Origin of the sequence: Dechloromonas denitrificans (assembly GCF_001551835.1) — a bacterium.
GTDB lineage: Bacteria > Pseudomonadota > Gammaproteobacteria > Burkholderiales > Rhodocyclaceae > Azonexus > Azonexus denitrificans.
This window is the reverse complement of the sequence record NZ_LODL01000019.1, coordinates 219,460-237,848: the sequence shown is the minus strand read 5'-3', so window position 1 is coordinate 237,848 and position 18,389 is coordinate 219,460. Positions and strand designations below refer to the sequence as shown.

Below are 18,389 nucleotides of genomic sequence, written 5' to 3'. Positions count from 1 at the left end.
GGGTTCCACCGCGATCTCCACCTCCACCCGCAACTTCCCGAACCGCCTCGGTATCGACACCCAGGTTTATCTGGGTTCCGCCGAACTGGCCGCCATGTGCGCCCTGGCCGGTCGTATCGTGACGGTGCCGGAATACATGGAGCAGATCAAGCTGGTGAACGCCAAGGCCGGTGAAGTCTATCGCTACATGAACTTCGACCAGATTCCGGAGTTCGTCGAGCAGGCTGCGACCGTCGAGATGTAAGTTGCGAAAATCGACGCTTTTACGGCGTCGACCGCAGGACATTAAAAAGCCCCCGCCGGGAAACTGGTGGGGGCTTTTTCATTACGTCCGCTCTTGATGCGTGTGTCCATTTTGATGCCTTGCAAGCGAAGATGGACCTGGTCTGAAGAAGCTGAAATTTATGGCTGAAATATAAGAAAAATTAAAAACTTAGCATTCTCGATGTGGCACAGTTCGCACCGGTGCGGGCATGGCGAAGGCCGGGGCTGACCAATGATCGATCCGTGCCTTTGGCGACTAACTGCAAACAACCAACTAGGAGAATTCAATGAGCAGCCTACTGATGACACCGGCCGTGGCGCTGATGAATCGCCTGCGGTTTACCGGGAAATTCGCTGTTGTCGTTCTCGTTCTGATGGTCGCCGTTAGCCTCCTGGTCTCCTTGCTTTACCTGCGCCTCGACGCCTCCATCGTGCATGCGCGCAACGAGCTTGATGGCCTGAAAACCGTCAAGCCGTTGATCCGGGTCATTCAGTTCGCGCAGCAGCACCGCGGCCTGTCGGCCGCCGTGCTCGGCGGCAAAGCAGAGCAGAAAGTGGAGGCCGAGCAAAAGGGGAAAGAGCTTGAAGCCGAGTTGGCCAGGGTCGAAAGCGCTTTGTCGGAGAGTTTGCGCAACGGTGCCGATTGGCAGGCGATCCGTGCCGACTGGAGCCGCCTGGCCAATGAAGGCTTCGCCATGCGCCTTTCCGCAAACATCGCGGCGCATCGGGTGCTGATCAGCAAGATTCTGGTCTTCGCGGCGGAGGTCTCCGATTACTACCAACTGACGCAGGACCCGGAAATCGGTTCGTTCTACCTGATGGATACGGCACTGGTCAAATTGCCGGCGCTGCTCGAAACGCTGGGCCGGATGCGGGCGAACGGGACCGGCGTGCTGGCCGCCGGCGTCCTCGAGCCGGCTCAGGCCAATATGCTGAACATTGGATTGGCCAGCATTAGCGATCTGCGCGAACAGTACGAACGCAACCTGGCCAAGACGAAACGGGAAAATCCGTCGGTGGCGGCAGCGCTGGATGCCTCGTCGCAAAAGTTCATTTTCGCGCTGGCGCAGTCGGTCGGCGTCGTGCGGGACGATATCCTGACGCAAATGTTCTCGATCAGCGCCGCCGATTTTCTGAAAGATACGACGGCGACAATCGATGCCGGCTATGCCCAGATGTTCGACACGCTGTTGCCGACATTGGAGCAGTTGATCGATCAGCGGATCGATCGCTTCCAGAAACAGATGTGGATGACTTTCCTGCTGGTCGGCGCTGTCCTGCTGTTCGCCGCCTACATGGTGGCCGGCATGTACCGTGCGGTGACCGACAACATTCACCGGCTTGCCGTCGGCGCCGATGCGATTGCCCAGGGCGATCTGACGACCCGCATCAAGCTGGCCTGCCGGGACGAACTGGAGCGGGTGGCCGACAGCTTCAACAAGATGGCAGAAGCGGTCAATCAGACCGTTCGCAATGTCAGGACCAATGCCGATGCCGTAGCCAGCGCCGCCGAGCGCACTGCCACGTCATCGGGCCAGATCGCGCAGTCCAGCCGGAACCAGAGCGAAGCGGCTTCGAGCATGGCAGCGGCGGTCGAGCAGACGACGGTCGGCATTGACCACATCAGTTCCAATGCGCGCGATGCCAACGAAATCTCGGAGCGCTCCGGGGAGCTGTCCAGGCAGGGCGGCGATCTGGTCCAGACCGTGGTCGCCGAAATGGGCGAAATCGCCGCGGCGGTGTCGGCCTCGGCCAATGCCGTCGAAGAGCTGGGCCGGCGTTCGCAGGAGATTTCCTCCATCGTCGAAGTGATCAAGGATATTGCCGATCAAACCAATCTGCTGGCGCTCAATGCTGCCATCGAGGCGGCGCGAGCCGGCGAGCAGGGACGTGGCTTCGCCGTCGTTGCCGACGAGGTGCGCAAGCTCGCCGAGCGGACGACCAAGTCGACGCAACAGATTTCCGCGATGATCGGCAGCGTCCAGCAAGAAACCTACGCTGCCGTCGAGGCGATGAAAGCAGGCGTCAGCAAGGTTGATCGGGGCGTCGCGCTGACCACCTCGGCCGGTCAGACGATGGCCGAGGTGCGCGAAGGCGCAGCGCAGGTCGTTGCCGCAGTTCGGGAAATTTCGGACGCTTTGCGCGAACAGGCGGCCGCCAGTTCGGATATTGCGCGCAATGTCGAAACGATTGCGCAGATGGCGGAAGAGAACTCGGCCGCCGTCGGGGAAAACCACGCTACGGCGGAGCAGTTGCAGGAATTTGCCGATGCCCTGCAGCGCGAGGTTTCACGCTTCAAGGTGGCTTGAGCCGACTGCCAAAACGGCGACCCGCTTGGTAAAAAAAGGCCGTTTTAGCCGGTCGACCGTCGGACCGCTGTTGGTTCTATGTTCGCCGGAAACTGAAAGCCCTCACCGGGAAACCGGCGAGGGCTTTTAAACGCGCCTGAGGTTCCCGCCGCGATGCTTTGCAGCGGGGGGCGATGCCTTGAAAGCGCTTAGGCCAGATCGAAGCGGTCGGCGTTCATGACCTTCGTCCAGGCGGCGACGAAGTCCTTGACGAACTTCTCCTTGTTGTCGTCCTGTGCATAGACCTCGGCATAGGCACGAAGAACCGAATTCGAGCCGAATACGAGATCGACCCGGGTGGCTGTCCATTTGACCGCACCGGTCTTGCGGTCGCGGATTTCATACAGGTTTTTGCCAACCGGCTGCCAGGTGTAGGCTATGTCGGTCAGGTTGACGAAGAAGTCGTTGCTCAGAACCCCGACACGGTCGGTAAATACGCCATGTTTGGTGCCACCGTAATTGGTGCCGAGGACGCGCATGCCGCCCACCAGAGCGGTCATCTCATGCGCGCTCAGTCTGAGTAGTTGCGTGCGATCGAGCATCAGTTCCTCGGCGCTGACGGCGTAATCCTTCTTCAGGAAGTTGCGGAAGCCATCGGCCAAGGGTTCCAGCACCTCGAACGACTCGACATCGGTCATTTCCTGCTTGGCATCGCCGCGGCCCGGCGCGAAGGGAACGCTGACATTGAAACCTGCCGCCTGAGCTGCCTGTTCGACGCCGAGGTTGCCAGCCAGAACGATGACGTCAGCGACGCTGGTGCCGGTCTGCGCCGCAATGCTTTCCAGTACGCCGAGCACCTTGGCCAGGCGTGCCGGTTCATTGCCTTCCCAGTTCTTTTGTGGGGCAAGGCGGATACGTGCCCCGTTGGCGCCGCCGCGTTTGTCCGAACCGCGGAAGGTGCGGGCGCTGTCCCAGGCGGTGGATACCATTTCGCTGATTGTCAGGCCGCTGGCTGCGATCTGGGCCTTGACGGCCGCTACGTCGTAATCCTTGCGGCCGACGGGGACCGGGTCTTGCCAGATCAGGTCTTCCTGCGGCACATCCGGCCCGATGTAACGGGCCTTCGGTCCCATGTCGCGGTGGGTCAGCTTGAACCAGGCGCGGGCGAAGACTTCCGTGAAATAGGCTTGGTCGTCGCGGAAGCGTTCGGCGATCTTGCGGTACTCGGGGTCGAACTTCATCGCCATGTCGGCGTCGGTCATGATCGGCGGGCGGCGAATCGATGGATCCTCGACGTCGACCGGCATGTCCTCTTCCTTGATGTTGACCGGCTGCCATTGCCAGGCCCCGGCCGGCGACTTCTGCAGCCACCAGTCGTAGCCGAGGAGCAGCTTGAAGTAGCCGTTGTCCCACTGCGTCGGATGGGTGGTCCACGCCCCTTCGAGGCCGCTGGTCACCGCGTCGCGACCGACGCCACGGCTGCTGTGGTTGTTCCAGCCCAGGCCCTGTTCTTCCAGGTCGGCGCCTTCCGGCTCGGGACCCAGCTTGGCGGCATCGCCATTGCCGTGCGCCTTGCCGACCGTATGGCCGCCGGCGGTCAGGGCGACAGTTTCCTCATCGTTCATCGCCATCCGGGCGAAAGTGATGCGCACGTCGCGCGCCGTCTTCAGCGGGTCGGGCTGGCCGTCAACGCCCTGCGGGTTGACGTAGATCAGCCCCATCATCACGGCGGCCAGTGGGTTGTCCAGATCACGTTCGCCGGAGTAGCGGCTGTTCGGGTTGTCGGTCGGCGCCAGCCATTCCTTCTCGGAGCCCCAGTAGATGTCCTTTTCCGGATGCCAGATGTCCTCGCGGCCAAAGCCGTAGCCGAAGGTCTTCAGGCCCATCGATTCGTAGGCCATGTTGCCGGCGAGGATGATCAGGTCAGCCCAGCTCAGCTTGTTACCGTATTTTTTCTTGATCGGCCAGAGCAGGCGGCGGGCCTTATCGAGGTTGGCGTTGTCGGGCCAGGAATTCAAGGGGGCAAAGCGCTGATTGCCGGTACCGCCACCGCCCCGGCCGTCGGCGATGCGATAGGTGCCGGCCGCGTGCCAAGCCATGCGGATCATCAGGCCGCCGTAGTGGCCCCAGTCCGCCGGCCACCATTCCTGGCTGTCGGTCATCAGGGCTTTGAGGTCATTCTTCAAGGCTTCGACATCGAGCTTCTTGACCTCTTCGCGGTAGTTGAAGTCAGGCCCCAGCGGATTGGTCTTGCTATCCTGCTGGTGCAGGATGTCCAGATTCAGGGCCTTGGGCCACCACTCGGTATTCGAAATGCTGGCCGTTGTGGCACCGCCGTGCATGACGGGGCACTTGCCAGCCGAACTTGCATGTTTTTGATCCATTTCTCTTCTCTCCTCAGTGAATGACGTTATTGGAAGCAGGCAAACTGATATTAGGAAAGCAGGACATCTTTTGCTAATTGATTAGCTGGATACGCTTGATAGGTGGTGGCTATTCAGGGGGTAGGATTTGCCGGGCGGCTGCCTCGGTCAAGGCGAGGTTTACGAAAATCGGCCCTTTCAGGCCGTCGACCGCAGGACCTAGCATTGTTTCCATGGTTGCAGCATAGCCCCGCCGGGAAAGCGGCCGTGGATTTTTCTGCTTTCCGAATGCCGTTAGAATGAGGCAGCCGGCCTTGCCGAAGGAGATGCCCGTGATCCGTGATTCGTTCTGCCGCAAGCTTTGTCGTCTCAGCCTGGCCTGTCTTGGGGCTGGCCTGGCAAGTGCTGCCATCAGTCAGTCGGGCGATACGCTGCCGCAGGCACCGAGCTATGTCGGCGAAATCCGCCGCGGTGCCGATGGCAAATTGATCGCCTTGCCGGAAGCGGAGTTGGCGCTGCAGAAGCGCTGGGGCGAGGCGGCGCCGAAGGCGACGATGCGGGTCGGCAGCGGCGAAAAGATCAGCACCTTGACTGAGGCGGCGCGTCTGGCGCGCGATGGCGAGGTCATCGAAATCCGCCCCGGCAACTACCGCGGCCAGCCGGCGGTGTGGACGCAGGACAATCTGCTGATTCGCGGTGTCGGCGAACGGCCGGTGATGCTGGCCGATGGCCGCAGCGCCGAGGACAAGGCGACCTGGGTCGTGCGCGGCGGGCATGTCCGGATCGAGAATATCGAGTTTCGCGGCGCCCGGAGCAGCCACGCCAACGGCGCCGGCATTCGCTTCGAGCGCGGCGAGTTGACGGTGCAGGGCTGCCGTTTCGCCGACAACGAGATGGGCATCCTGACCGCCAACCAGGCCGCCATGACGCTGACCGTCAGCGACAGCGAGTTCGCCGATGCGCCGCGCGATGCCCGCGATGTGCATCATCTGCTCTATGTCGGCGCTATCGGCAAGTTCGTGCTGCGCGGCAGCCGTTTCGAGAACGGCTACCTCGGCCACCTGGTCAAGTCGCGGGCCCGTGAAAACCATATTCTCTACAACATGCTGGTTGATGGCGCCAACGGGCGGGCGTCCTACGAACTGGAATTTCCGAACGGCGGCATCGCCTACGTCATCGGCAATGTCATCGGGCAGAGTGCGGGTACCGATAATCCGAGCCTGGTCGCCTTCGGTGCCGAAGGCCAGCGCTGGCCGGAAAACGCCCTCTACCTGGCGCACAACACCTTGCTCAACGATGCGCACGCCGGCAGCTTCTTGTCGGTCTGGGCCGAGCGCTTTACCGGCGGCCTCGATGTCTGGGCGATCAACAACCTGAGTGTCGGCAATGGCAATTTTTTCCAGCCGGCGCAGGGCCGTTTCGAAGGCAACCGGACGGTGGGGCGCGGCGAGCTGATCGAGTATGCCGGCGTGCCGTCGCGGCTGGCCAATCTGTCACCCTTGCGCGGTACGGTTCGGGTACCGGGACGGGCTGGCGAGATGGACCTGCTGCCGAACGCGGAATTTGCCGCCCCGGCTGGCACCCGGCCGGTGCGGGTCAGCAGTTCATTGTCGCCCGGCGCTTTTCAGTGAGGCCGGGCGGCGGCTGAAAATTGCCGTTTTTGCGGTGTCGACCGCAGGAAAGCCGGCGCCGGCTTTCCTGTTGTTCCAGCCAGCCCGCTCAGGGCAGCGGCGCGAACTCGACGGGCACCCAGCTGTAGCCCTTGCCGTCCTTGCGGACATGGCCGATGCCCGGGAAGGGCAGGTGCATGCCGCCGACCAGCAGTTTTTCCTTGGCCGCCTTGGCGAAGATCTGCTTGCGGGTGGCGACGGCGGCCTTGCGGTCGTTGTCGAACTCGATGGCGACCTGGGGACGGGCGAACTGTACGGCATGGTTGTGCACGAGGTCGCCCCAGATCAGCAGCTTTTCCTCGCCGCCGCCGATCAGGTAGGCGCTGTGGCCCGGCGTGTGGCCGTTGGCGGCGAGGCTGTTGATGCCGGGCAGCAGTTCCTGGTCGCTGGCGAAGGTCTTCCATTTGCCGGCGGCGCGGTAGGGGGCGGCGGCATCGCGGGCCATCTTGAAGAAGCCCTGCATTTCCTTCGCTGCCTTGGCGGCGACTTCCTCGCTCAGCCAGAAATCGTGGTCGGCCTGCGCCGCCCAGATTTCGGCATTGGTGAAGACGGCCTTGCCGTCGGCGTCGATCAGGCCATTGATGTGGTCGCCGTGGAGGTGGGTGGCGAGCACGGCATCGACCTGTTCCGGCGCGTAGCCGGCAGCTTTCAGGTTGCTGACGATGTTGCCGAGCGTCGGCCCGAACAGTTTGGCGGCGCCGGCATCGACCAGCACCAGCTTGCTGCCGGTGTTGATCAGGTAGGCATTGACCGCGGTCTGCACGGCCGGGCCCTTGACGAACAGGCGGGCGAGCAGCTGCTGCACTTCCTTTTCATTGGTGTTCTTGAGTAGCTTGGTATCGAGCTTGATCGCGCCGTCGTAGAGGGCGGTAACTTCGATCTGGCCGAGCTGCATCCGGTAGTAGCCGGGGACCTGGCTTTTCTGCTGCGGCGCCTCGGCGAGGGCAAGGCTGCTGCAGAGCAGGAAGCAACTGGCGAGCAGGCTGCGGAGCAGCGATTTGGGCTGTGCGTTCATGCAATTCTCCTGGTTTGGGGAAGCCGAGTATCCCATGACTATGGGATTGTCGGCAGGGGGCTGGCCCCCTTTGCCTCAGAACGCGTAGTAGGCAGCGATGCCGAAGAAAACGATCATCGCGTAGCCGGTGAGGCCGCCGACCAGCATGGCGCGGTCGCCTTGCCGGCCGAGGGCGAGCATTTCGGTGACCGGGACGCGTCGACCGTAGCGCTCCTCACCCCGCTGGCCGATACGGATCGAAACCAGGGCCGAGGCAATGCCGAGGAAGCCGAAGAGCGGCGCCGGGGAATGCTTGAGGGCGTACCAGATCAGCCCGCCCAGCATGGCCAGGCCCAGGCTGCGCGAAACGATGCGCGGCAGGCCGCCGCTTTCGGTGCTCATCGGCCGGCTCAGGCGGGCTTGTTGCCCATCGGCTCGCCCATGCGGATGGCGCCGGTCGGCGCCCAGGCTGCATTGAAGGCGAGGCTGTTCTTCGGGAAGAGCATGACGACGGTCGAGCCGAGCAGGAAGCGGCCCATTTCCTGGCCCTTCTTCAGCACGATGTTCTGCTCGTCGTAACGCCATTCGCGGACGACGCCGGGGCGCGGCGGATTGACCTGGCCGTGCCAGACGGTGGCCATGCTGCCGACAATGGTGGCGCCGACCAGGGTCAGCACGAAGGGACCGGCCGCCGACTCGAAGACGCAGACGACGCGCTCGTTACGGGCGAACAGGCCGGGCACGCCGCGGGCCGTGGTCGGATTGACCGAGAACAGGGCGCCGGGTATGTAGATCATGCGGCTCAGCCGGCCGTCGCAGGGCATGTGGATGCGGTGGTAGTCGCGCGGGCTGAGGTAAAGCGTGGCGAAGCTGCCGTTCTCGAATTGCGCGGCCAGCTTGCGGTCGCCACCGACCAGCGCAGTGGTCGAATAGCTGTGGCCCTTGGCCTGGAAAATCTGGTCGCGTTCGATCGGTCCGAACTGGCTGATCGCGCCATCGACCGGGCATAGGAAATCGGCCTCGGCCAGCGGCCGGGCGCCGGCTTGCAGCGGCCGGGTGAAGAATTCGTTGAAGCTCTGGTAGCTGGCAATGTCCGGGTTGGCCGCTTCGGCCATATTGACGCCGTAACGGCCGACGAACCAGCGGATGACACCGGTGGTCAGGCTACCCGCCTGGGCGCTGGCCAGCTTGCCGGCGAGAATGGTGAGTGCCTGTTTGGGCAGCAAATACTGGGGGAGAACGGCGAGGCGGTCGGACACTGGGCTGATCACTGGAAGCTAGGGTCCGTGATTATACTGACTCGCCTGCCGGTGGCGTGTTTCCGTTGGCATGGCGAGCCAGGCCCGACCGGGGCTACCGGCCCGGCGGGGGGGGGGAGCGAACTCAGTTCGGCGAGTAAACGCCGACCCGGTTGCCTTCGCTGTCGATGAACAGGCCGATATGGCCGATCCCCTTGCCGAGATCGGTCTTCGCCATGACCACCGTGCCGCCGGCCGCCGGAATGCGGGCGAGGACGGCGTTCAGATCGTCGCCGCCATCGAGGTAGATCAGCGTGCCGTTGTCGCGCGGCGCCAGTTGCGGCATGGCGACCAGCGCGCCGCCCGGGTGCGGGCAGGTGTAGGGAAAGATTGCCATCGGGTTGCCGCCACAGCTTTCGCGGCGCAGGGTGGTGGCGAAGGCGGCTTCATAAAAGGCAGTGGCCCGGTCGAGGTCGGTGGTGGGGATTTCAAACCAGCGCAATGGATTGTCCATGAGGTTTTCCTTGGTCAAATTCAGCGGCGGGATGCCGTTGATGCAGCGCATTGTGGCCGGGGGCTACTGACAGCATGGTGTCAGGAGGCTTTGCCAGCCCTGAAAAAGCGCGTGTTATGCTGAAATTCCCGTTTTTCGAGCCATGCCATGCGCCCAGCCGACCGCCTGTTCCAGATCATCCTGCTGCTGCGCCACGGGCGGGTGGTGACGGCGGCGGCGCTGGCCAGCACGCTGGAAGTCTCCGAGCGCACCATCTACCGCGATATCGCCGATCTGGTGAAATCCGGCGCCCCGATCGATGGCGAGGCCGGCGTCGGCTATCGGCTGCGGCGCGGTTATCAGGTGCCGCCGCTGATGTTTACCGGCGACGAACTGGAGGCGCTGGTGGTCGGCGCCAAGCTGGTCCGGGCCTGGGGCGATTCGGCGCTCGGCCGGGCGGCGGAGCAGGCGATGGCGCGGATCGAAGCGGTGGTGCCGCAGGCGCTGGAGCAGCGCATCAGTGCCAGCAGCCGGCGCTTTCTGGCACCCGATTGCCTGCAGCCGGCGCCGCTGCGCGAGCCGATGGCGCTGTTGCGCGAAGGCATGGAAAGCGGGCGGAAAGTGCTGGTCAGCTACCGGCGGGCGGACGGCGAGCTATCGGAGCGGATGCTCTGGCCGCTCGGCCTGGTCTTCTGGGGGCATTGCTGGACGCTGGGTGCCTGGTGCGAGTTGCGCCAGGACTTCCGGACGTTCCGGGTGGACCGGATCGGCGCCGTCGATATCCTGGCCGATCCGTTCGATGACCGCCACGGCCACCGTTGGCGCGAGTATCTGGCCAAGGCGCGTGGCGAGGAGGGCGCGGCTTAGGGCTGGGCTGCGTCGTCCGTCGGTGTCGGGGCCGGGGCCGGCGAAGGCGTGAAGTGAGCGCTGCTTTGCCAGCGTTCGCGCCGCCATTTTTCCCGGTCGCCGTTGCCCATGAAGGTCCAGGCGACGAAGCGGCTCTGCTTCTGGCCCTGCGCCATGGCGATGATGCGCGAGTCGACGACCTTGGCCTTCTTCAGCGCGGCTTCGATATGTTCGACGTTCTCGGCCTTGGAGATCAGGCTGGTAAACCACATCACCCGTTTCGGGATGCCGCTGCTCTGCTCGATCATGTTCTTGACGAAGGCGCGCTCGCCGCCGTTGCACCACAGCTCGGTGCCGCCGCCGCCGAAATTGAGGCGGGGCTGCTGTACCGCGCCCTTTTTCGCACCCGGCTTGTTGAGGTTGTTCCACTTGCGCTGGCTGACCGCATGCACGTCGTCCGGCGAATTGTGGAAAGGCGGGTTGCACATGCTCAGTTCAAAGTTTTCGCCGGAGCGCAGCAGGCCGGTGAAGATGTTTTCCCAGACTGGCTGGTGGCGCAGTTCGATCATGCCGGTCAACTGCTCGTTTTTGCCCAAAATCATCTGCGCATTGGCCAGCGCCGTTTCGTCGATATCGACCCCGAGGAATTGCCAGCCGTACTCGGCGGCACCGATCAGCGGATAGACGCAGTTGGCGCCGACGCCGATGTCGAGCACGCGTACGCCGGCACCGGTCGGGATCGTCTTCTTGTTGCAGGTGGCGAGCAGGTCGGCGGCGTGGTGGATGTAGTCGGCGCGGCCGGGAATCGGCGGGCACAGGTAGCCGGCCGGAATTTCCCAGCCCTTGATGCCGTAATGCAGGGCGAGCAGGGCGCGGTTGAAGGCCTTGACGGCGGCGGGGTTGGCGAAATCGATGCCCGGCGTGCCCGCCTTGGTGGTGATCACGTACTTGACCAGCCCCGGCGCGACCGCCGTCAGCGCGGCAAAATCGTAGCCGGCGGCATTCTTGTTGCGTGGGTGCAGTCCGGGTTTCTGGGCAGGGGCCGTCATTTGTTGTTTTCCGATCGGGGACGAGGGGGCGGAGTATCCCATGGATTGAATGTTGCCTGCCCGACAAAGTCGGCTTTTGCCAAGTTATTGTTTCAACGTCGCTTTGTCCGCTTTCCCGCTCGGCATGGAATTCGCTCGGCTTCCCCGAAACGATCAATTGGGGAGTGGCACCATGAAGCTGCAAATCGAGCGGCCGCACATCGCGGCGATGCTGCAGGCCTTTCCGCGGCTGGCCTACGTCGAGGAACAATTGCGCTTCGGCAACAAGGTCGAGATTCCGTTTGGCAACCTGAACGACGAGGAACTGGCCTTCCTGCGCGGCCTGTATGCCGAGGGCGGGGCGGAACTGCGGGTGCGGGCGGCGCAGATCGCGACGCTGCAGAAAGCCCTGCACGAGGGCGGGCGGCGCTTCGAGTCGGAAGAACTGGAGATGGCGGTGCCGGCCATCGCCCGTTATCTGGCCGATGGCGCGTCGCGCGGCTGGCTGTTTTCGGCCAGCATTACCGGCAAGCCGCTGGCCTATGTCGTGACCCGGCTCGATTTCACGCCGCCGTCGGAAGAGGAAACCGGCAAGATCTTTCTCGAACTGAAAGCCAACGCCAAGGCGCGGCTGGCGACGGCGACCCTACGTATCGCCGGGCCGGATATCGCCGGCCGGACCATTCCCGAGATCCTCGCCGCCAAGGGCTTCGTCAAGGAAACGCCGGAATTGCTGCAAAGTTACGACGAAGGAGCGGCGCGTTACTTCGAGTGGCGGGCGCAGTACGGCGCGCAGTTTTCCGGCAACGGCGTCGGCTACTTCGCCGAGAACCCGACGGCGACCCATCGCGATACCGATTATTCGCGCAAGGACCAGATCATCCTGTCCTCGACCGGCAGCCCGGCCCGCCTGGTCAACGACGAGGGCATTCTCGGCGAGCGGGTGCTGGCGCTCGATGCGACCGGCGACATCATGGCCAAGTTCGTCCGCCGGGTGGCGCGCAATTCGCGGCTGTCCGGCAAGGAAGAGGCCGAGGTCGAGGCCACCCAGGCCGGCATCGCCAAGGGCTTGTTCACCGAACTGCCGGTGCATTTTTACCTGCTGATGTTCCACCTCGACCTGCATCATTACGTCTGGGTGCATGTGGACGACCTGCAGCCCTATGCCTACCAGCCGGCGTTGAAGGATAAGCTGGTCTTGCCGCCGGAGCAGACCGACCTGATCGACATCCTGACCGCCGAGATGGATGTGCTGATGGACGACATCGTTGCCGGTAAGTCGGGCGGCACGACGGTGTTGTGCGCCGGGCCGGCCGGGGTCGGCAAGACGCTGACTGCCGAGGTCTATTCGGAAATCATCCGTCGGCCGCTCTACCGCGTCCATTCCGGTCAGCTCGGGTTGAACGTGGCGGCGATGGAAACGGCGCTGAAGGAAGTGTTGACCCGCGCCCAGCGCTGGGGCGCGGTGATGCTGATCGACGAGGCCGACGTCTATATCAAGAAGCGCGACGACAACATCACGATGAATGCCGTGGTCGGCGTTTTCCTGCGTGTGCTGGAGTATTTCAACGGCCTGCTGTTCCTGACCACCAACCGGGTGGACGAGATCGACGAAGCGATCGTCTCGCGCTGCATCGCGCTGATCAAGTTCCATCCACCGACCCGCGACGACCGCCGGAAAATCTGGGGTGTGATGACCGAACAGTTCTCCCTGGCAGTCGAGCCGGCCTTGCTCGAGCGTTTGCCGGATATCTTTCCAGAAGCGACCGGGCGCGACATCAAGGGCCTGGCCAAGCTGGTCGCCAAGTATTGCAAGCAGAAACAGTTGCCGCCGACGGTCGAAGTCTTCCGCCGCTGTTCGATCTTTCGCGGCATGGAACTGGCGGTGGCGTGAAATGCTCGAACCCACTCAACCAAGGAGTTGCCCATGTTTCTGGCCATGAACCGTTTCCGCATCGCGCTCGGCAAGGAAGACGCCTTCGTCGAGCACTGGCGCAAGCGCGAGAGCTACCTGAGCGAAGTGCCCGGTTTCATCAGCTTCAACCTGCTGCGCGCCGAGCCCAACGAGGAATACACGCTGTTCGCATCGCACACGGTGTGGGCGTCGGAACAGGCTTTCGCCGACTGGACGCAGTCGGCGGCCTTTCGCAAGGCGCACATGGTGGCCGGGCAGTCGCCGCGCGATTTCTACCTCGGCCCGCCGCAACTCGAATTGTTCGAGGCGGTGCTTTAGGCCGGCGGTCGACTGCCGTTTTTGGCCAAAAAGCGGTCGAGTGCGTTGCCGAAGGCCTGGCGGTCGGCCTGGCTGAAAGCGGCCGGGCCACCGGTTTCGACGCCGGCGCTGCGCAGTTCTTCCATGAAGTTGCGCATCGCCAGCCGTTCCCGGATATTGGCCACGGTATAGAGCTCGCCGCGCGGGTTGAGCGCGTGGGCGCCGCGTTCGATGACGCCGGACGCGAGCGGAATGTCGGCGGTAATGACGAGGTCGCCCGGCGCCAGTTGATCGACGATGTGGCGGTCGGCGACGTCAAAGCCGGAGGGCACCTGGATGGCCCGGATGAAACGCGACGGCGGCGTGCGCAGCATCTGGTTGGCGACCAGGATGGTCGATATCTGCAGGCGTTCGGCCGCCCTAAAAATGATTTCCTTGATGACGACCGGGCAGGCGTCGGCGTCGACCCAGATTTGCATTAGTGTTCCTTGCCATCGATGCGCGGTTGGAGAAGGAAGGGAATATACCGCCAGGCGAGGATGCCGAAGCAGGCAAACCAGCACAGTGCCGAAAGCTGGATCCAGAGCAGGTATAGCGCCGGGAGGAACTGCGGCAGCACGACGCGCAGCATGAGGGCAAGCAGCATGATGTAGAGCGTCGCCCGGTCCAGGCCGTCGAACACCACCTTGCGCCCGGTATGGCCCTTGGAAATGCGGATCAGCATGGCGGGAATCACCGAACCCATGGCGCCGAAGGTGAAGACATGGACCGAGACGCTACCGATCCAGACGAAATTGACGACATGGCCGAGCGATTCGATCAGCAATTGGGCGACGATGGCCAGATAGCCGACATACATGATGCCGATATCGATGCGTTTGAAGGCAAGCTGGGGTTTCCAGAAAACGAAGCGGACCAGCAGCAGGATGGCGAGCAGACCGGCGATGGCTGCGGTCAACGGCCGGGGTAGGGCAAATTCGACGACCAGCAGCAGGCCGAGCACCTTGATCGGCATGTCCAGTTTCGGCTGGCGCAGGATCTGCGCCTGGAAGGCCGCTTTCATGAAGCCGGTCAGCGTTCTTTCCAGCATGACCAGGAAAGCCATCCGGAACAGGCCGATCGCCATCGTGTAGCCGGCACTGAAGTCGGCGCCGTTCAGCATCAGGTATTTGGCGATCAGGAAGGCAGGCAGCATCACCATGAAGAAGGCGTTGTCGCGGTAACTGTCCTGGGAGCGGAAGCGGAGCAGCGTCCACAGCAGCATGGCGACGATGCCGCCGAGAAACGCGTTGTTGGAAAACAGGAAGAGGGCGGTCGGCCAGGAACCGCCGAAGCTCATGCCGATCCGCTCGAACAGCCAGGCAGCGGTCAGCAGCATCAGGGCCGGGCCATGGTAGCCGCGAATATTCACCCAATTCTTGGTCGAGGTCAGCAAGAAGCCGCCGAGCACCGCCCAGCCGAAGCCGAAGAACATTTCGTGAGCGTGCCACTGCACCGTGCTGAACGGGCTGTCCGGCGTGCCGAGCAAGCCGCTGAAGACCAGCGCCCAGATCACCGGCAGGCTCATTCCGGCCAGGCAGGCCAGCGAAAAGAAGGGGCGAAAGCCGACCAGCCAGAGTGGGTGGGACGAGAACTGCATGGCGAACCTTTCACGACTAGGGGTACTCAAAGTGGCGAGTTTAGCGATGACTACCTCGTCTCGACTTGATTTATCCCATGCTCGGCAAGCAAGAGCTTTCACATTCGCGTAAAATTCTGCGCTTAGCCGAGGCTGCGATATCGCATGGGGTCCGGCTGCTTTTCTGAAGGATAGCAATGAAGCGTGTGGACGATTTCCGCTTGCGGTTGGGCAAGCATGAGCTTGTACCGATCATGATCGGCGGCATGGGCGTTGATATTTCGACGGCTGATCTGGCTCTTGAGGCGGCCCGGCTGGGCGGCGTCGGGCATATCTCGGACGCGATGATCAAGACCGTCACCGACCGCCGTTACAAGACGAAGTTCGTCAAGGAAAAGCTGGCTCTCTACAAGTACAACGCCGAGAACGAAGACAAGTCGCCGGTCAAGTTCGACCTCGGCAAGATCGCCGAAGCGACCCGCCTGCACGTCGCCAGCACCATGGAGCGCAAGCAGGGTTCCGGCCTGGTCTTCGTGAACTGCATGGAAAAGCTGACCATGAATGCGCCGAAAGAGACGCTCAAGGTCCGCATGACGGCCGCGCTCGACGCCGGCATCGACGGCATCACGCTGGCCGCCGGCCTGCATCTCGGCTCGTTCGCGCTGATCGAGGACCACCCGCGTTTCCGCGACGCCAAGCTCGGCATCATCGTTTCCTCGGTGCGTGCCCTGCAACTCTTCCTGAAGAAGTCCGCCCGCACCAACCGCCTGCCCGACTACATCGTGGTCGAAGGCCCGCTCGCCGGCGGTCACCTCGGCTTTGGCCTGGACTGGGCCCAGTACGACCTGGCGACCATCGTCGCCGAGGTCATCAAGTACCTGCAGGACGAGCATCTCGATATTCCGGTCATTCCGGCCGGTGGCATCTTCACCGGCAGCGATGCGGCCGGTTTCCTGGAAGCCGGCGCCGCCGCCGTCCAAGTCGCCACCCGCTTCACCGTCGCCAAGGAGTGCGGCCTGCCGGAAAAGGTCCAGCAGGAATACTTCAAGGCCAGCGAAGAGGATATCGAAGTCAATCTGATTTCCCCGACCGGCTACCCGATGCGCATGCTCAAGGGCAGCCCGGCGATCGGCGACGGCATTCGCCCGAATTGCGAAGCTTACGGCTATCTGCTCGACGCCAATGGCAAGTGTGCCTACGTCACCGCCTACAACCGCGAAGTGGCGGCTCACCCGGGAGCCCGCAAGGTCTCGGTGATGGACAAGACCTGTCTGTGCACCCACATGCGCAATTTTGACTTGTGGACCTGCGGTCAACTGACCTACCGCCTGAAAGACACGACGTACAAGCTGGCCGATGGCAGCTACCAGATTCTCTCGGCTGAACACATTTTCAAGGATTACCAGTTCAGCACCGATCAGAAACTCGCGCTACCCGAACAGCAGCCTGCCTGAGATCGGCAGTCTCCAAAAACCCGGCGCACAGTAGCCGGGTTTTTTTCTGCCGAAAGCAGCCGGATTGAGCCGTATCAATGGTTTTTCCTGGGTGTCATCTAGAATCGGAAGCGCTTTCCAGACTGAGTTCATGCACATGCTGAAAAAAATATTCGCCCTGCTTCTGTCGTTGCTGCTCGGCAGTTCCGTCGCCTTGGCCGATGCAACGCTCGGTGCGCACGACCATGCCATTCACGATGCAGCGCGGGGCGGTTCCGGCCAGGATGTTGCGCGTCTTCTCAAGGCTGAGCCGAGTGCCCGCGACCTGCGGACGGCCCAAGGCTCGACACCGCTTCATCTGGCGGCCACCAATCCGGATCCGGCAGCGCTCAAGGCCTTGATTGCGGCAGGGGCGGATGCGAATGCCCGTGATGTCGATGGCCTGACTCCGCTCCACATGGCGGCCTATACCCAGAATGCCCGGCACGCCCAGCTCTTGCTCGAAGCCGGGGCCGATCCCTACGCCAAAACCAATGCCGGCCGCGACCCGACGTCAATGGCGCGCAAGGTGATGGCCAACGAGGTGGCCGGCGTGATTTCCTTGTGGATACTGAAAGGCTGCAAGGCGGGCAAGCCCTGTTGAGGCAGCTGCCGGCGATTGCTGGCCATGCGATATGGCTTTATCATCGCGCAGCTTGAATCCCGGTAAGCCAAATTAATAAGATGACGCGACAACGCGCCGATATCCTTCTTCGTCAGGCGGCTGGCAATTTTTTTGCCGTTGCCACCCTGCTCGTTCAGCTTCTTGTTGCGCCACAGGCAACTGCGAATGAGGAATCGGCGTTCGGCCTGCACGGCTTCGGGACGCTGGGGGCGGCCCGGACCACCGGCAATCAGGCCGAGTTTGTCCGTGACCTGTCGCAGCCCCGCGGTGCGACCGATCGTTGGGACGCTCGTGTGGACAGCGTCCTGGGCTTGCAGGCCAACTGGCAACTGACGCCGCAATTGGAGGCGGTGATTCAGGCAACCAGTCGTTATCGTTACGACCGGACTTTTACGCCGGAAATCTCCTGGGCCTTCCTCAAATACGACCCCAATCCGCAACTGAGCTTGCGTGCCGGCCGCTTGGGAACGGAGTTCTTCATGCTGGCCGATTCGCGGCTGGTCGGCTATTCCTACCTGCCGGTACGTCCGCCGGGGGATTTTTTCTGGTATCTGCCCTTTTACGCGATTGATGGCGCAGATCTGGCGGTGACCGTGCCAGTCGGTGAGGATGTGCTGCGCGGCAAGGTCTATTACGGAGTTTCCGACGCCAACATTCCGCTCGCCGACAAGCAGTGGAAAATCGACGGTTCGGCCATGGCGGGTGGCTATCTCGACTATCAGGCCGGCGCCTGGCTGTTCCGCCTGAGCTATGCCAATATCCGATTTAGTCATGAAATGCCGATCGACGATGTGCTGGCTGCCTATTTGCCGCCGGCGCAAGCGGCTCAGGCGAGCCAGTATCTGACCACGGCCAATACGCGCAGCCACTATTATTCGCTGGGTGCGATCTACGACAGCGGCCCGTGGCTGTTCCAGTTGATGCTGAACAAGATCAAGCAGGGCAGCAATATTTTCCAGAGCTCCGAGGGCGGCTACGTGCTGGCTGGTTACCGCATTGCGCAGGTCACTCCGTATCTCGGCTATTCCTGGATTCATAGCGATTCGCGAGGCAATACGCTGAATCCGGTGGTCGCTTCGATCATGGCGGATTCGCACGCCGATCAGAACACCACCATACTCGGCGCGCGCTGGGACTTTGCCCACAATATGGCGATCAAAGCCCAGTGGGACGCTATTCGGGGCGAGCCGGCATCGATTTTTCCCTACCGTCAGGAGCGGGCGGCTTGGACGGGAAAGACGGATGTGTTTTCGGTGACCATGGATTTTGTCTTCTGAA

The 18,389-nt window shown here is 62.7% G+C and carries 17 protein-coding genes; 9 read left to right on the top strand and 8 right to left on the bottom strand.

Going from position 1 to position 18,389, the window contains the following annotated elements:
* Nucleotides 1-244: hypothetical protein (locus AT959_RS08905; RefSeq protein WP_157651276.1), on the top strand; the 244-nt coding region annotated here is incomplete at its 5' end.
* A 307-nt stretch (nucleotides 245-551) separates the two neighbouring features.
* Nucleotides 552-2,573: a methyl-accepting chemotaxis protein gene (locus AT959_RS08900; protein ID WP_066882632.1), complete on the top strand. Its 2,022-nt coding sequence runs from the start codon at nucleotides 552-554 to the stop codon at nucleotides 2,571-2,573.
* Nucleotides 2,574-2,761: 188 nt separating this feature from the next.
* On the opposite strand, the gene katG is transcribed toward AT959_RS08900, so the two are convergent.
* Nucleotides 2,762-4,936: a catalase/peroxidase HPI gene (katG, locus tag AT959_RS08895; protein WP_066882631.1), complete on the bottom strand. Its 2,175-nt coding sequence runs from the start codon at nucleotides 4,934-4,936 to the stop codon at nucleotides 2,762-2,764.
* Nucleotides 4,937-5,247: 311 nt separating this feature from the next.
* Between katG and AT959_RS08890 the strand changes: the two genes are divergently transcribed.
* The gene (locus AT959_RS08890) at nucleotides 5,248-6,546 is read left to right on the top strand and encodes a right-handed parallel beta-helix repeat-containing protein (RefSeq protein ID WP_066883037.1); all 1,299 of its coding nucleotides are present in this window, start codon (nucleotides 5,248-5,250) and stop codon (nucleotides 6,544-6,546) included.
* A gap of 88 nt (nucleotides 6,547-6,634) precedes the next feature.
* Here the strand turns inward: AT959_RS08890 and AT959_RS08885 are convergent, their stop codons facing one another.
* From AT959_RS08885 to AT959_RS08870, 4 genes are all read right to left on the bottom strand, one after another.
* Nucleotides 6,635-7,600, bottom strand: coding sequence for an MBL fold metallo-hydrolase (locus AT959_RS08885; protein ID WP_066882630.1), 966 nt, complete (start codon nucleotides 7,598-7,600; stop codon nucleotides 6,635-6,637).
* 75 nt (nucleotides 7,601-7,675) lie between these two features.
* Nucleotides 7,676-7,981, bottom strand: coding sequence for a hypothetical protein (locus AT959_RS08880; protein ID WP_066882629.1), 306 nt, complete (start codon nucleotides 7,979-7,981; stop codon nucleotides 7,676-7,678).
* 8 nt (nucleotides 7,982-7,989) lie between these two features.
* Nucleotides 7,990-8,838: an archaetidylserine decarboxylase gene (asd, locus tag AT959_RS08875; RefSeq protein ID WP_066882628.1), complete on the bottom strand. Its 849-nt coding sequence runs from the start codon at nucleotides 8,836-8,838 to the stop codon at nucleotides 7,990-7,992.
* A 124-nt stretch (nucleotides 8,839-8,962) separates the two neighbouring features.
* Nucleotides 8,963-9,331, bottom strand: a complete 369-nt coding sequence (locus tag AT959_RS08870; protein WP_066883036.1) for a VOC family protein — start codon at nucleotides 9,329-9,331, stop codon at nucleotides 8,963-8,965.
* A 147-nt stretch (nucleotides 9,332-9,478) separates the two neighbouring features.
* On the opposite strand from AT959_RS08870, the gene AT959_RS08865 reads away from it, so the two are divergent.
* The gene (locus AT959_RS08865; protein WP_066882627.1) at nucleotides 9,479-10,177 is read left to right on the top strand and encodes a helix-turn-helix transcriptional regulator; all 699 of its coding nucleotides are present in this window, start codon (nucleotides 9,479-9,481) and stop codon (nucleotides 10,175-10,177) included.
* Here AT959_RS08865 and rlmF read toward each other — a convergent pair.
* Nucleotides 10,174-11,205 (bottom strand): 23S rRNA (adenine(1618)-N(6))-methyltransferase RlmF, encoded by a 1,032-nt coding sequence (rlmF, locus tag AT959_RS08860; RefSeq protein ID WP_083518309.1) that lies wholly within the window; start codon nucleotides 11,203-11,205, stop codon nucleotides 10,174-10,176. The genes AT959_RS08865 and rlmF overlap by 4 nt on opposite strands.
* 172 nt (nucleotides 11,206-11,377) lie before the next feature.
* On the opposite strand from rlmF, the gene AT959_RS08855 reads away from it, so the two are divergent.
* Complete coding sequence (locus AT959_RS08855) at nucleotides 11,378-13,078, top strand: AAA family ATPase (protein WP_066882626.1); 1,701 nt, start codon at nucleotides 11,378-11,380, stop codon at nucleotides 13,076-13,078.
* A gap of 33 nt (nucleotides 13,079-13,111) precedes the next feature.
* Nucleotides 13,112-13,417: a heme-degrading protein HmuQ gene (gene hmuQ / locus AT959_RS08850; RefSeq protein ID WP_066882625.1), complete on the top strand. Its 306-nt coding sequence runs from the start codon at nucleotides 13,112-13,114 to the stop codon at nucleotides 13,415-13,417.
* Here the strand turns inward: hmuQ and AT959_RS08845 are convergent.
* Together AT959_RS08845 and AT959_RS08840 are read right to left on the bottom strand one after the other, a co-directional pair.
* Nucleotides 13,414-13,875: a YaiI/YqxD family protein gene (locus AT959_RS08845; protein ID WP_066882624.1), complete on the bottom strand. Its 462-nt coding sequence runs from the start codon at nucleotides 13,873-13,875 to the stop codon at nucleotides 13,414-13,416. The two genes, hmuQ and AT959_RS08845, sit on opposite strands and share 4 nt — an antisense overlap.
* Nucleotides 13,875-15,035, bottom strand: coding sequence for an NnrS family protein (locus AT959_RS08840; protein ID WP_066882623.1), 1,161 nt, complete (start codon nucleotides 15,033-15,035; stop codon nucleotides 13,875-13,877). The genes AT959_RS08845 and AT959_RS08840 overlap by 1 nt, the downstream gene beginning before the upstream one ends.
* Nucleotides 15,036-15,211: 176 nt before the next feature.
* On the opposite strand from AT959_RS08840, the gene AT959_RS08835 reads away from it, so the two are divergent.
* The 3 genes from AT959_RS08835 (at nucleotide 15,212) to AT959_RS08825 (ending at nucleotide 18,388) form a co-directional block, all read left to right on the top strand.
* Nucleotides 15,212-16,468, top strand: coding sequence for a nitronate monooxygenase (locus AT959_RS08835; RefSeq protein WP_066882622.1), 1,257 nt, complete (start codon nucleotides 15,212-15,214; stop codon nucleotides 16,466-16,468).
* Between the two features lie 136 nt (nucleotides 16,469-16,604).
* Entirely contained in the window at nucleotides 16,605-17,090 is a 486-nt protein-coding gene (locus AT959_RS08830; RefSeq protein ID WP_088178962.1) for an ankyrin repeat domain-containing protein, read from the top strand.
* An 80-nt stretch (nucleotides 17,091-17,170) separates the two neighbouring features.
* Entirely contained in the window at nucleotides 17,171-18,388 is a 1,218-nt protein-coding gene (locus AT959_RS08825; RefSeq protein ID WP_066882620.1) for a hypothetical protein, read from the top strand.
* The last annotated feature ends 1 nt before the right edge of the window (nucleotide 18,389 follow it).

Excerpts from the sequence above, each read along its gene's own strand:
- AT959_RS08835 (WP_066882622.1), top strand. The coding sequence starts at position 15,212 with ATGAAGCGTGTGGACGATTTCCGCTTGCGGTTGGGCAAGCATGAGCTT.
- AT959_RS08855 (WP_066882626.1), top strand. The coding sequence starts at position 11,378 with ATGAAGCTGCAAATCGAGCGGCCGCACATCGCGGCGATGCTGCAGGCC.
- AT959_RS08830 (WP_088178962.1), top strand. The coding sequence starts at position 16,605 with ATGCTGAAAAAAATATTCGCCCTGCTTCTGTCGTTGCTGCTCGGCAGT.
- AT959_RS08865 (WP_066882627.1), top strand. The coding sequence starts at position 9,479 with ATGCGCCCAGCCGACCGCCTGTTCCAGATCATCCTGCTGCTGCGCCAC.
- AT959_RS08880 (WP_066882629.1), bottom strand. The coding sequence starts at position 7,981 with ATGAGCACCGAAAGCGGCGGCCTGCCGCGCATCGTTTCGCGCAGCCTG.
- AT959_RS08870 (WP_066883036.1), bottom strand. The coding sequence starts at position 9,331 with ATGGACAATCCATTGCGCTGGTTTGAAATCCCCACCACCGACCTCGAC.
- AT959_RS08840 (WP_066882623.1), bottom strand. The coding sequence starts at position 15,035 with ATGCAGTTCTCGTCCCACCCACTCTGGCTGGTCGGCTTTCGCCCCTTC.
- AT959_RS08900 (WP_066882632.1), top strand. The coding sequence starts at position 552 with ATGAGCAGCCTACTGATGACACCGGCCGTGGCGCTGATGAATCGCCTG.
- AT959_RS08825 (WP_066882620.1), top strand. The coding sequence starts at position 17,171 with ATGACGCGACAACGCGCCGATATCCTTCTTCGTCAGGCGGCTGGCAAT.
- AT959_RS08885 (WP_066882630.1), bottom strand. The coding sequence starts at position 7,600 with ATGAACGCACAGCCCAAATCGCTGCTCCGCAGCCTGCTCGCCAGTTGC.
- hmuQ (WP_066882625.1), top strand. The coding sequence starts at position 13,112 with ATGTTTCTGGCCATGAACCGTTTCCGCATCGCGCTCGGCAAGGAAGAC.
- rlmF (WP_083518309.1), bottom strand. The coding sequence starts at position 11,205 with ATGACGGCCCCTGCCCAGAAACCCGGACTGCACCCACGCAACAAGAAT.
- AT959_RS08845 (WP_066882624.1), bottom strand. The coding sequence starts at position 13,875 with ATGCAAATCTGGGTCGACGCCGACGCCTGCCCGGTCGTCATCAAGGAA.
- katG (WP_066882631.1), bottom strand. The coding sequence starts at position 4,936 with ATGGATCAAAAACATGCAAGTTCGGCTGGCAAGTGCCCCGTCATGCAC.